Below are 12,896 nucleotides of genomic sequence, written 5' to 3' on the forward strand. Positions count from 1 at the left end.
GCCCCATCGGGCCGCGAAGGTCAGGGCGGCGGCGGCTCGCGGCTCGCGGCTCGCGGCTCGCGGCTCGCGGCTCGCGGCCATTGTTGGCCTATCAGGGTTCACGGGGGGTCGGCAATCCTTCAGCGGGATTCAAGATCTGTCGGCGCGTCAGGGTACCTCGGTGGCTCCTCCGATTCCTGTGGCGGTGTGGAACGTACCCGGGCCGACTGCCCCGGGCCCGGCTCTCGACACCGGCTCGGGGGCGTCCGGGCGTAGGGGTGAGGTGCGGTACGGGGTGACCGGTAGGAGGGCACCGGCCGTATCGAAGTGACATGTAGATCGTTTCTCCTCTCGTGATCACCTCTTGTGATCCGGTTCAGGAGCGGCCGGGTGCTGCGCGCTGACGTCCTGGGCGCGCGGCGCCCGGCCGCCCGTACTCCCAGGGCCCCCTAGGCCTCAGGTCCCACGGCCTCTGGTCCCCATGGCCCCTGGCCTCCACGGCCCTGGCCCCGCGCCGCCCGTCACCCGCCGCCCATCACCCGTTCGTGGCTCGTGCCGCGCCGGTGCGACGGGTAGAGCACCCCGCGGAGGCGAGCCATGGAACCGACAGCGTTGCGTCCCAAGCCAATGCCCGGCCGCGCCACCGGGGCGCGGCAGGTGGGCCCCCGCCCGCACGCCGTACACCGGCGCCGCAGACGGCTGTTGACCGTGCTCTTCACCACGTCCGTCGCGCTGGTTCTGGTCCTGGCCGGGGTCGGGCTTGGCACCGTCGGCGTCACGGCCGTCGGTATGAGCAAGCTTGCCGAGTTGGAGCAGCGGGTCGGTGCGGGGTCGCCGCCGGCGGCTCCGTCCGGATCCGGGCACCTGGTGGGGGAGAAGAGACAGGGGGCACGTGGGCAGCAGGGCAACGGCGGTCCGGCTGCTCGGGAGCGTGAGGGTGGGAAACGGGCCGATGGAGCTGGAGAGGCGGCGGACAAGGGTGCGCCGAGGGCGCGTGGGCGTGGCAGCGTGCTGCGCAGGACACCGCGGGCGACCCTCGGTGTCGAGGCGGTGGATGCCCCGAACGGCGCCGGTGCCGTACTCGTCGGCGTGCATGGTCCGGGGCCGGGGCACTCGGCGGGACTCGTGCGTGGCGACACCCTGGTGGTGTTCGGGGGTGTCCGCGTGCGCTCGGCGGCGGAGCTGGCCGAGGCGGTGGCGGACGCCAAGCCGGGCACCGCGGTGTCGGTGACGGTGCGGCACCGGTCCGGGGAGCGGCGGCAACTCGCGGTGGTGCCGGGTGTGGTGACGTAAGCCCGGAGTCGGGATGGTGGTGGCGTCGCCGAGCGCAGCCCCGTGGTTCGGTCGACGCTGGTCGGGCCGCCCGGGCTCGAACCCATAGGGGCGGCGCGCGCATGGCTGGGAGATGTGGCGACGAACCGGGCGTGGACGGGTGATCCTTGGAGCGTGATCAATCTTCCGTCCGTCACCCACCGGAGGTATGCATGAGCAGCAGTGCGCCCGCGCCCTTCACCGCCGCCGATTACCAGGCCCGGATGGAGCGCGCCGCCCTGGCCGCCGCCGACGCCGGGCTCGCCGGGCTGCTCGTGGCGCCGGGGCCCGACCTTGTGTGGCTGACGGGGTACCAGGTGACCGCGACCACCGAGCGTCTCACCCTTCTGGTGCTCTCGGCCGGGCAGGACCCCGTTCTCGTCGTGCCCACGCTGGAGGCACCGGACGCCGAGCGGGCCCCGGGTGCGGCCGCGCTCTCCCTGCGCGACTGGACCGACGGCAAGGACCCGTACGCCGCGGCCGCCCCGCTGCTCGATGTCGACGGCCGGTTCGGCATCAGTGACAGCGCCTGGGCGATGCATCTGCTCGGCCTTCAGCGGGAGTTGCCCGGCACCTCGTACGTCTCCCTGACCGAAGCGCTGCCGATGCTCCGTGCCGTCAAGGACGGCCACGAGCTGGAGCGGATCGCGGCGGCGGGGGCGGCCGCCGACGCGACGTACGAGGAGATCCTCAAGGTCCGTTTCTCCGGGCGTAAGGAGACGGACGTGGCGGCCGATCTCGCCAGGCTGCTGCGGAAGTTCGGACACTCCCAGGTCGACTTCACCGTGGTCGGCTCCGGGCCCAACGGCGCCGCCCCGCACCACGAGGCGGGCGACCGCACCATTCAGCGGGGTGACATGGTGGTGCTCGACTTCGGTGGCCTCAAGCACGGCTACGGCTCGGACACGTCCCGTACGGTGCACGTCGGCGAGCCCACGCAGGAGGAGCAGCGGGTGCACGACATCGTGCGTGCCGCGCAGGAGGCGGGCTGTGCGGCGGTGCGGCCGGGGATCGCCTGCCAGGAGGTGGACCGGGCCGCGCGGGCCGTGATCGACGAGTCCGGTTACGGCGCGTACTTCATCCACCGCACCGGCCACGGCATCGGCGTCACGACACACGAGCCGCCGTACATGATCGAGGGCGAGGAGCAGCCGCTGGTGCCAGGCATGTGCTTCTCCGTGGAGCCGGGCATCTACCTGCCCGGACGGTTCGGGGTGCGGATCGAGGACATCGTCACCGTCACGGAGGACGGTGGGCGGCGGCTGAACAGCACGGCGCGTGAGATGGCGATCGTGGAGTAGGCCGACGGCCTGCGGAGTCCGGTCGGTGCGGGGGAGCCTGTGCGGGGCCCGGTTCGCGCTCATTCTTCTTGCCCCGTATTGGGCGGTGCGAGCACCGCGCAGGACTCCGCCGGTAGCGTCAACATGCCGTCGGCGCCAGGTGGTTCGACCGGTTCCCACGCGGCCAGGACCCGCGCTGTTCCGCCCTGGAGCGGGATCCTGGCCGGGTCCTTCGCCAGGTTGATCGCGATGCGCAGGTCGCCGCGGCGGAAGACCAGCCAGCGCGCGTCCTCGTCGTAGGCGACGCGGACCGATGCGAGGTCCGGGTCGTGCAGGTCGGGCTCGGTGTGCCGGAGCGCGATCAGCTTCCGGTACCAGGCAAGCACGCGCGCGTGGTGGCCCTCTTCGGGCTCGGACCAGTCCAGACAGGAACGCTCCCGGGTGGCTGGGTCCTGCGGATCCGGGACGTCCTCCTCCGACCAGCCGTGTTCCGCGAACTCGCGTCTGCGGCCGCGGCGCACCGCGTCGGCGAGCTCTGGGTCGGTGTGGTCGGTGAAGAACTGCCAGGGCGTCCGGGCGCCCCATTCCTCGCCCATGAACAGCATCGGTGTGAAGGGCGAAGTGAGGGCGAGTGCCGCGGCGCAGGCGAGCAGGCCGGGCGCGAGCGTGGCCGAGAGCCGGTCGCCCAGGGCGCGGTTGCCGACCTGGTCGTGGGTCTGCGCGTAGCCGAGCAGCCGATACGCGGGCGTCCGTGTGCGGTCCAGAGGGCGGCCGTGGTGGCGCCCGCGGAAGCTCGAATAGGTGCCGTCGTGGAAGAAGCCGCCCGTCAGCGTCTTGGCGAGGGCGGCGAGGGGGGCCCGGGCGAAGTCCGCGTAGTAGCCGTGGGACTCACCGGTCAGCGCGGTGTGCAAGGCGTGGTGGAAGTCGTCGTTCCACTGCGCGTCGATGCCGAGGCCGCCCTCCTCGCGTGGGGTGATCAGCCGAGGGTCGCCCAGGTCGGACTCGGCGATCAGGAACAGCGGCCGGCCGAGCTCGTCGGCGAGCTCGGCCACGGCCGACGACAGCTCCTCCAGGAAGTGGCACGCACGTGTGTCGCGCAGCGCGTGCACCGCGTCGAGGCGCAGGCCGTCGATCTGGTAGTCCCGCAGCCAGGACAGCGCGCTGCCGATGAAATACGCCCGCACCTCGTCGGACTCCGCCGCGTCCAGGTTCACCGCGGCGCCCCACGGAGTGGTGTGGGTCTCCGTGAAGTACGGCCCGTACGTCGGGAGATGGTTGCCCGAGGGACCGAGGTGGTTGTGCACCACGTCGAGCACCACCCCGAGGCCGAGACCGTGCGCCGTGTCGACAAAGCGCTTCAGCTCCTCCGGGCCGCCGAAGGGCTCATGCACGGCCCATGGTGCGACGCCCTCGTACCCCCAGCCGTGTCGGCCGGGGAACGGGCACACCGGCATCAGTTCGACGTGTGTGACGCCCAACGCGGCCAGGTGCCCGAGCCGTTCGGCGGCCGCTGCGAAGGTGCCCTCGCGGGTGTATGTCCCGATGTGCAGCTCGTACAGGACCGCACCGGCCAGTCCGCGTCCCGGCCATGGCGCGCGCCACGCGTACCGGTCGTGGTCGACCACCGCGCTGAGCCCGTCGGGGCCGTCGGGCTGTCTTGGGGAGCGTGGGTCGGGGCGCACCGGACCGTCATCGAGCACAAAGCCGTAGCGCGCGCCGTCGGCCGCCTCGGCCTCGCCGGTCCACCAACCTGGCCGGTCCGGATCGGGCACCAACGCGGTTGAGGTGCCCTCCAGTTGCAGCGATACGTGCGCATGCGCGTGTGGTGCCCATACCTCGAACTGCACAGATGCCCCCCGACTCTCGTCGGCAGGCCCCTGCCAGGGACCCGCCGTTGCCGTGATCTCGTGCTTCCATCGTGCTGCGGAAGCGATCTCTCCGCCACGATTCGGCGCAGTTTGGTCATGTCGTACGAAGGGCCCGTACGCCATGCGGAGGACACGGGCGAAAGAGATGTCCTGTTTGTCGCTTCTCGTCGAAGAGGGCAGTCCGCCGTCAGACGAGGGTGATCCTCTTCTCCACCACCGGATAACCGGCTCTGGCGAAGTGCGCGGCCATGGGCGTGTTCCCCACATCGGTCGCCGCGATGACCTCCGTGGCGCCGCGCTCCGCCAGGAAGTGCGTGCACGCGCTCAGCAGGTCGTACGCGTACCCGTGACCGCGCTGCTCGGGCACCACCCCGATGAGGCCCGCGGCGAAACCGGCCGGGATCCGGCACGGCCAGTGCGTGCCGACGAGTTCACCGTCCGCGGTGTAGGCCAGCTGCGGCCACGCCTCCAGGCACCAGCGCAGATACTCCAGCTCCTCCTGGGCGGCAAGCTCCACGCCGCCCTTCTCCTTCGCCAGCAGGGCGTGCGCGTCGAGGGTGCTCGCATGGATCCGGCGCAGCGCGTCGAGAAGTACCTCGTCGTCGTTCGCCGGCTCGAAGCGCAGCCGTTCCCGGCGCTCCGGAAGGCCGCACTCCGGTGTCCAGGCGTAGCGCAGCCGCTCCACGAGCAGCTGCTTGCCCGCCGCCTCGGACGCGGCGATCCGGAGCTCGGCGGCTGCCCGCGTGTCGGGCCGCTCCCGCCAGTCGGGCGGCAGGATCAGCTCGTACTCGACGTCGAACGGGGCCCGGCGCAGGAGTTGGGCCCCCGCTTCGGCCTCGTCCTCGGCGACATCGAACCAGTTGAGGTTGGTCGGCGCGCTGTCCCCGGGCGCGCCCCACCAGGCGGCGCGCGCCACGACGCGGCCGTCCCGCAGTGCCACATAGGTCCAGTCGGGCCGGTAGTCGCCGCCCCGGTCGAAGGTGCGGTAGTCGGCACCGGTGAGGATCCGGCCGACGAGGCCGGGGTCGGGAAGGGAGTCGAACAGCCACGCGTCGTCCTCGGTGAGCGCGCGGATGACCAGCTCGGTCATGGGAAAGCCTCCGGAAGCAGGGTCGCGCTCCCGGTCATCCCCGAAGGGAATGGGGTGACGCCGCGCGGACGGGGCGGGAGCGCTGTGATGGGTTCGGGTACCGCATGGATCGCATGACTCTCGCCTCCTCTCCGCAGGTTCCGGCGTCGTGTCGGCGACTGTACGACGCCGTGGCGCACGCCGTCCATGGCTTTTCGCGCGGCCGAGGGTCCGCTGTACGTCCGCCGTAACTCCGCTGTCCGGTGGCGGGTTGGCGCAGCTCAGTGGGGCGCACGGCAGGGTGCGGAGTTCCGGGTTTTCTGGACACTCCGGCGCGCCTGACCGACAATCACGTGCGTGACGTCCTCCTTCGAGTTCCCGACCTCCCCGGCGCGGGTCGCGGATGCCGAGCGCGACAAGGCGCTGCGCGCGCTCCGGGACGGTGCGGCGCAGGGCAGACTGTCGCACGACACCTTCGTCCGCCGCATGGAATTGGCGCTTGCCGCCCAGAGGCCCGACCAACTCTCGGTGCTCATCGCCGATCTGCCCGACGAGCAGGGCCGCCTGACGGCCTTGGTGGCCGGCGCCGTCGGCCGGGTCTCCGCGTTCACCGTGCGGGTGCGCCGGGCCTGGCAGGCCGAGCGGCTGCCCAAGTTGCTGCTTCCCGAACCCTCTCCGTTCGCGCTGCGCATCGGCCGCGATCCCGCCAACGGACTGCGGCTCAGCCACGACACGGTCTCCCGGATACATGCCGAACTCCGCATGCAGAGCGGCCTATGGGTGCTGCGCGACCTTGGTTCGACCAACGGCACCAGCGTCAACGGCCGCCGCGTCGTCGGCGCCGCCGTGGTGCAGGAGGGCGACCACGTGAGTTTCGGCTCGATGACCTTCCGGCTCGCCGCGCGCTGAACCGGACCCGGAGGAGAGCCTCCGAAGGGCCAACCGGCGTACAGCAAACCCTTTCTGAGCCTCTCGTTCGGGTGAGTTCCGGTGAACGCGGGTCTCTTTGCGTCGATGCATCCACCGACACGGGCAATCGCCCGCGCAGACCCAGAACTTGAGGAATGGTGACGTGCGTATGTCCCGAATCGTACGGAACGGACTGATGGCGGGCGCCTCGGCCCTGCTCCTGGCGGCGGGCGCGAGCACCGCCCAGGCCGAACCGCGGCCGAGCCAGACCCGGCCGGGTAATTGGATGCGTCTTGTGGTCCTACAGGAGAACGGCGACGTGCAGGACAAGCTCCTGCGCTGTACGCCGCGCGTGCTGAGGCTCCACCCGGCCTGCGAGGTGCTCAAGGAGGTCAAGGGCGACATCAAGAAGGTCGAGCCACTGAACATCGTCTGCTCCATGATCTACCAGCCGGTCACGGCGGTCGCGTACGGCATGTGGGACGGCGAGCGCCGGGCCTACACGAAGAACTTCCCCAACAGCTGCACCATGAACGGCCGGACGCACGGCATCTTCGCGGCGGTGGAGGGCGTCAAGTAGGGGGCGGACAAGCCGGGTCCGGCCGGGCAGGACGCACGCGCGCGTGGTGGCTCATTCGGCCGCCACGCGCGCGTGCTGCGCGGCCGCGATGACCGTACGGGCCTGGTGCTCCACCTGGTGCTCGAGCGGCACCCAACGGGCCCGGAAGTGCACCTCGAACGCGTCGCACCAGTGCGCCACCAGGCGTTCCAGGCGCGGCGCCACCTGGTCGCCCGACTCCTCGAGCACCCGCAGGAGCATCGCACCCGCCCGCAGCGGCAGCCGCCGCCCGAACGCGTCAATGCTGCTGACGTACGTCATGGAGGCACCCTCGGGCGCCGGAAGCAGCCAGTCGTCGGCGAGCCCCGGCACCAGGTCGAGCGCCCAGCGGGAGGCCCGCAGGAGCGGCGCACAGCCCTCGGGCAGCATGTGCTCCCCGGCCTCGGCGAGCCCGGAGTCGTGCAGGATCGCCTCGACCCGTAGCGCCTCGGAGCGCAGCCGCCGGGAGATCTGCCGCAGCGCCTCGTCCGGGGCCGGGTGCCGGGCCGGGTCGTCCACCAAGTCGCTGGCCCACATGGGCACTTCGACGACCGCGGTACGGCCGCCGTACCGGTGCACGTGGTGCCACGTGGACTGCGTGACATCCTCGGGCAGGCTCGGGAAGAGCGCGTCCGCCGCCCGCACCGGCATGATGTGCACGCCTGGCCCGGAGACCGGCCAACCCGCCGCGTCCGACGTATGCGTCTCCACCGGAATGTGCAGCTCCGCCGCGGACTTGGCGAAGGGCTCCGCCAGGCCCGGGATGTCCTGCGTCAACTGCACCCAGCTGCCGCCGAGATCGGTGGCGTGCAGTGACACCTGAAGGTAGGGACGGATTTCGTCGATGATCCCCAAGAGGGTGCGGGTTTCCGGCGGCAGCCGGTCCGGAGGCAGCACCGAGGGCGCCCACTCGGGCTGCTCCGGGCCCGCCGGGCGGAAGAAGCGCCGGTGGTAGTCGAACAACGAGCGAGGCGCGGACGCGCGGTGCAGGCTCGCCCCGTCCGGGTCGGCGCAGAGCAGGAAGTGCCAGGCCATACCGGCCCGTAGCGCCGGATCGCGGATGATGCGGCGGGCCAGGCGGAGCGCCGTGGGGCCGCCGACCGGCTCATTGGCGTGCGCACCCGCGACGACCAGAACCCCATCGGCGGCATGCCCCACCGACAGCAGGTGCAGCGGCCGCCCCGCGCGGGAGCGACCGACCTCGCGTAATGCGCAGAGATCAGGACGGGCGGTCGTCAACGCCCGTGCGGACAGGACCAGTTCGGTCACGCTGGGGTAGTGCTGCTCCGTCAGGTGACTCACCCCCGTATGGTCCGCCCGGCGTCGCATCCGCAGTACCGCACGGCTGGCGGTCACTGTCAATGGGCCTGCCAGGGGGCCCGCGGGTCTGCCCGGACCCGGCGCTTCCGCAGGCGGCCGCGCCGTGCCCGGCCGTCGTGCGCCGTGCGGGCGAGCGGCGTGCGCCGGGTGGGCGGGGTGTGACCGGGCCCTACCCGGCACCGCCGTCCACCCGTACCAGCAGTGCCACAGGCCGCCCGGCGAAAAGCTCCGCCACGCGCGCGTGTCCCGTGAACTTCCGAGCGGACTCGCGGGCCAACTCCGTGCCGTCGCCCAGCACATCGACGTACCGCCCGGGCGGAAGCAGCAGCTCCGTGTCTCCCCAGCCGCCCGCCTCCGCGAGCCGCAGCGAGAGCCGGGTCACCGCCGTGACGACCCGGTCGGAGCGGGTGAAGGCCACACAGTGCCCGGCGCGCGCCCCGCGCACCTCCAGAGGGGCGTACGTCGCCGACGCACCGAAGACGGCGGGGAGTTCCCGGCGAAGGCGCAGCGCGGCCGTCGTCAGGGCCCGCTTCTCGGCGTCGAGCCCCGACCCGCGGTCCCCGTCCGCTCCTTCGGGAGGGAACGTGACGGGTCGCCGGTTGTCCGGGTCCACCAGAGCGTAGAAAGTGTTCTCCGTTCCCTGGTAGAGGTCGGGTACGCCCGGCATCGTCAACTGAAGTAGCGCCGCCCCAAGAACATTGGCCCGCGCGTAGGACCGCAGCCCGGATGCGAAAGCGACGGCGGCGCGGCCCGGCGCCCCGCAGGGGCCCGCAGTAACAAACGAGTTGAGCGCCCGCTCGTAGTCCGGTTCGGGCTCGGTCCAGGTCGTGTGCAGGCCCGCCTCGCGCGCGTGCTTCAGGACCGCGTCGCGCAGCCGCTCGGCCCACTCTCCGGAGAGGTCGTTGGCCCCCATCGCCACGCCGACCACGGTCTGCCAGGCTGCCCAGGCGAGGTGCCGGTCGGGCGTGGCACACCCATCGGCGCGGATGGTTCCTTCGGGAGCCTCCTCAGTGACCTGGCTGATGAACTCCGCCCACCTTCCGGGGCATTCGGTGAGCACGGCGATCCCCGCGCGCAGGTCCGCGCTCCGTTTGGCGTCGTGCGTGGACAGTACGGTCGCCGTGCTCGGCCACTCGCGCTGCATCCGGGCACAGAACGCGTGAAACGCCTCCGGAGGCACCGCGGGTCGTCCCGGGTCGCCGCCGACCTCCGCGGCGGAGAGCAGCGGCACATAGCGGTAGCACGCCGTGTCCTCGACCGTCTTGGCCCGCAGCGCGGTCGCGGTCTGCGCGAACCGGGCCCGCAGCTCGGCCGGTTCGGGCCCGGTGCCGCCCGTCCGGCCCAGGAGCAGATCCCGCACATGGTCGACGGCCCGGGCCTCCTCGGGTACGGCGAAGACGGCCCGCGCCTGCTCAGCCGCTTCTTCTGTGAGGACCGACGCGGCGGCACCCCCGGCGCCGTAGGGCCGGTAGACCGGCAGTCGCACCAGGAGTTCGCACAAGGCGGCGCCCAGCGCCCAGGGCGCGTCGTCGCGTGCTTCGGGCACGGCCGCGACGCAGCGCACGGCCACCCGTACCAGCCGGTCCACCTCGGCCGCGAGGTCGTGCGTGACCACGCGGCGTGCGGCGCGCCGCACGGTCGCCTCCCAGCGGCCGCCCAGTGCGTCATCAGGGGCTGCGAACGCCCGGTAGTGGTCCAGGAGTCGGGGCACGCCGTCCGGGTCCACGAACAGGCCGTCGATGTGGCGCAGCGCGTCGTAGCCGGTGGTCCCGGCCACCGGCCAGGTGGCGGGCAGCCGCTCGCCGTCGGCGAGGATCTTCTCGACGATCGTCCAGCGGCCCCCGGTCTCCTGGTGCAGCCGGCGCAGATACGCCCCTGGGTCCGCGAGCCCGTCAGGGTGGTCGATCCGCAGCCCGTCGGCGACGCCCTCCCTCAGCAGCCGTACCGCCGTGGCGTGCGTCGCCGCGAACACGTCGGGCTCCTCGACCCGTACTCCCATGAGTTCCGAAATCGTGAAGAACCTTCTGTAGTTGAGCTCGGTCCGGGCAAGGCGCCACCAGGCGAGGCGGTACCACTGCGCGTCGAGCAGTTCGGGCAGCGGCAGCGCCGCGGTGCCGTCACGGAGCGGGAACTCCTGGTCGTCGTAGCGCAGTACGCCGTTCTCGACGCTCAGCCGGTGCAGCTCGTCGTCGATCCGGCGAGCCAGGACGGGCAGCAGTACGCGCCCGCCGCCCGCCTCCCAGTCGATGTCGAACCAGCGCGCGTACGGCGAGTGCGGGCCCTCGCGCAGCACCTCCCACAGGGCCCTGTTGTGTCGCGGCAGCGCTGCCATGTGGTTCGGCACCAGGTCCAGGACGAGTCCGAGCCCATGCGCGCGGGCCGTGCCGGAGAGCGCGCGCAGCCCCTCCTCGCCGCCGAGTTCGGCCCGCACGCGCGCGTGGTCCACGACGTCATAGCCGTGCTCGGAACCGGGCACCGCCTCGAACACGGGGGACAGGTGCAGATGGGAGACCCCCAGCCCGGCCAAGTACGGCACGACGGCCCGGGCGGCCGCGAACGGGAACCGCGGGCTCATCTGTAGTCGATAGGTGGCGGTGGGCGGCACAGGGACGTGGTCCGGTAACGCGCGCGTCATGCGAACCTACGTACCCGCCTGGCGGGGTTTCGTGCCATCGCCGCATGTCGGCGTGAACAAGCCCGCCGATAGCGTCGGACGATGGCTGACGGGGAGGCGAACGCGGCGCACCACCACGTCGACGGCACCGCGCGCGACCTGGCGGACGACGCGCCACGCCGCACGGCAGACGACCGGCCGGGGGGCCGGAACGCAGGCCGGAAGCCGAACCGTGACGCCGCACGGGGAGGGGCCCAGGGCGTCGCAGGAGAGCCCGAGCGGGACGCCGTACGGGATGGGGACCGGGACCTGACGCCGGGGCCGGGACCGGGCCGCGGCGGCGAGCTGCCACGGGACCGGGACACCGAACGGTCACCCGACCCGGGCTTCGCACGATCACTGGATCGGAGCACCGTACGGTCGCTGGACCGGAGCACCGTACGGTCAGCGGACCGCGACGCCGACCAGACGCCGGATGGGGGTGCTGTGCGTGCATCGGCTCGGGACGCCGTACCGGACCCCACAGGTGACGGCGGGGAGCCGGAGCCGCCCGGCGCGCTGCGCAGCTACCGCGAGGTGATCGGCCTCTCGGGGGCCCTGCTCCCCGTGATCTCCTTCCTCGGCCGACTGCCGACGGCGATGATTCAGCTCGGCAGTGTCCTGCTGGTCACCCGGACCAGCGGTTCGCTCGCCACCGGTGGTGTGGTGGGCTGTGCCCTCGCCCTCGGGCAGGTCTCCATGGGCCCGTTCGTGGGGCGGCTCGCGGACCGGCACGGCCAGCGGCCCGTGGTGCTCGCCTTCTCGGCGCTCAACGCCGTGGCGATCGCCGTGTTCACGCTCGGCGCCCTGCTCGGTCTCGCCACGCCCCTGCTGCTCCTCCTCGGGGCGCTCGCGGGCGCCAGTGTGCCGGGCATCGGCCCGCTCGCCCGGGCCCGTCTGGTGGCGCTCGCCCGGGCCAAGGGGGCGCGGGATCGCCTGGTGAACTCGGTGCTCTCCCTGGAGAGCACCATGGACGAGGTGTCCTTCGTGCTCGGCCCCGCGGCGGTCGGGCTCGGGGCCGTACTCGGCCACGAGGCGTACGCCTTCGGGCTCGCGGCGCTCCTCGTCGCCCTGTGCGGCACGGCCTTCGCGCTGCACCCGACGGCCCGCGCGGTGCGCCCCGCGGGCAGGCCACGCGCGCGTGCGGAGGGGGAACCCGCACGCGCGCGTGGTGGCCGTCCCCGGATACCGCGCCAGGTGTATGTCGTCCGGGTCGGCCTCGTCCTCCTGGGCGTGCTGCTCGGTGGCTGCGGCGCCGGGATCACCGCCCTGACCCGGGAGCTCGGCCGGCCCGACCACGCCGCCCTTGTGTACGCGGCGATGGGCGTGATGAGCGCCGTGGTGGGCCTCTCGATGGCCGCCGTGCCCGAGCGCATCGGGCTGCATCTGCGCTGGCGGACGGCCACGGCGGCGGCCGCGCTCCTTTCGCTGCCGCTGCTGTGGACGGACAGCCTGTGGGGCCTGTACGCCGTCGTGACCGTGTTCGGTGCCATCTACGCCCCGAACCTCATCACCGGATTCGGCCTCACGGAGCGCGCCGTACCGCGGCAACGGCTCGCCGAGGGCATGACGTTCGCCGCGAGCGCCTTCGTCGGCGGTCAGGCCGTGACCCTGGCGATTGCCGGTCGGCTCGCCGAGTCCTACGGCGCCGTCGCGGCGTTCGCGGTCGGCACCGTGGCCGCCGGACTCGCCTTCGTGGTGGCGCTGATCTCCCGCCCCGGGCAGGTGTCCGGCGCCGTCTGACACGTCAAGGGCGAGCCTCGCGCCCTCCCTCGAATTGCGATGGATCTTCTCGAAAACGCGGGAACCCGCACGGAGTTGAGATCGTTCGACAAGGTACAAGGACCGCTCGAAGCGGGCAGGTCAGGAGCCCTTCAGGGCGTCGCGCACAGGGGGATACGCTATGAAA

At 72.4% G+C, this 12,896-nt stretch carries 9 protein-coding genes; 5 read left to right on the top strand and 4 right to left on the bottom strand.

The window, feature by feature from the left end:
* Nucleotides 1-576: 576 nt before the first annotated feature.
* Entirely contained in the window at nucleotides 577-1,272 is a 696-nt protein-coding gene (locus ACWD10_RS26570; RefSeq protein WP_451095227.1) for a PDZ domain-containing protein, read from the top strand.
* 191 nt (nucleotides 1,273-1,463) lie between these two features.
* Nucleotides 1,464-2,591: an aminopeptidase P family protein gene (locus tag ACWD10_RS26575; protein WP_451095229.1), complete on the top strand. Its 1,128-nt coding sequence runs from the start codon at nucleotides 1,464-1,466 to the stop codon at nucleotides 2,589-2,591.
* A 59-nt stretch (nucleotides 2,592-2,650) separates the two neighbouring features.
* Here ACWD10_RS26575 and treZ read toward each other — a convergent pair whose 3' ends face one another.
* Complete coding sequence (gene treZ, locus ACWD10_RS26580; RefSeq protein WP_451095231.1) at nucleotides 2,651-4,417, bottom strand: malto-oligosyltrehalose trehalohydrolase; 1,767 nt, start codon at nucleotides 4,415-4,417, stop codon at nucleotides 2,651-2,653.
* A 208-nt stretch (nucleotides 4,418-4,625) separates the two neighbouring features.
* Nucleotides 4,626-5,528 carry a GNAT family N-acetyltransferase gene (locus ACWD10_RS26585; protein ID WP_451095233.1) on the bottom strand — a complete coding sequence of 301 codons (903 nt, stop codon included), beginning with the start codon at nucleotides 5,526-5,528 and terminating at the stop codon, nucleotides 4,626-4,628.
* Nucleotides 5,529-5,864: 336 nt separating this feature from the next.
* Between ACWD10_RS26585 and ACWD10_RS26590 the strand changes: the two genes are divergently transcribed.
* Together ACWD10_RS26590 and ACWD10_RS26595 are read left to right on the top strand one after the other, a co-directional pair.
* Entirely contained in the window at nucleotides 5,865-6,416 is a 552-nt protein-coding gene (locus ACWD10_RS26590) for a DUF1707 and FHA domain-containing protein (protein WP_451095235.1), read from the top strand.
* 169 nt (nucleotides 6,417-6,585) lie between these two features.
* A complete protein-coding gene (locus ACWD10_RS26595; protein WP_451095237.1) occupies nucleotides 6,586-6,996 on the top strand; it encodes an SSI family serine proteinase inhibitor in 411 nt (136 codons plus the stop codon).
* A gap of 51 nt (nucleotides 6,997-7,047) precedes the next feature.
* Here ACWD10_RS26595 and ACWD10_RS26600 read toward each other — a convergent pair whose 3' ends face one another.
* A complete protein-coding gene (locus ACWD10_RS26600) occupies nucleotides 7,048-8,316 on the bottom strand; it encodes a M14 family zinc carboxypeptidase (RefSeq protein WP_451095239.1) in 1,269 nt (422 codons plus the stop codon).
* 187 nt (nucleotides 8,317-8,503) lie between these two features.
* The gene (treY, locus tag ACWD10_RS26605) at nucleotides 8,504-10,969 is read right to left on the bottom strand and encodes a malto-oligosyltrehalose synthase (RefSeq protein WP_451095241.1); all 2,466 of its coding nucleotides are present in this window, start codon (nucleotides 10,967-10,969) and stop codon (nucleotides 8,504-8,506) included.
* Between the two features lie 81 nt (nucleotides 10,970-11,050).
* On the opposite strand from treY, the gene ACWD10_RS26610 reads away from it, so the two are divergent.
* Nucleotides 11,051-12,730 (top strand): MFS transporter, encoded by a 1,680-nt coding sequence (locus ACWD10_RS26610; protein WP_451095243.1) that lies wholly within the window; start codon nucleotides 11,051-11,053, stop codon nucleotides 12,728-12,730.
* The last annotated feature ends 166 nt before the right edge of the window (nucleotides 12,731-12,896 follow it).

Source organism: Streptomyces sp. NPDC002851, from assembly GCF_053591935.1.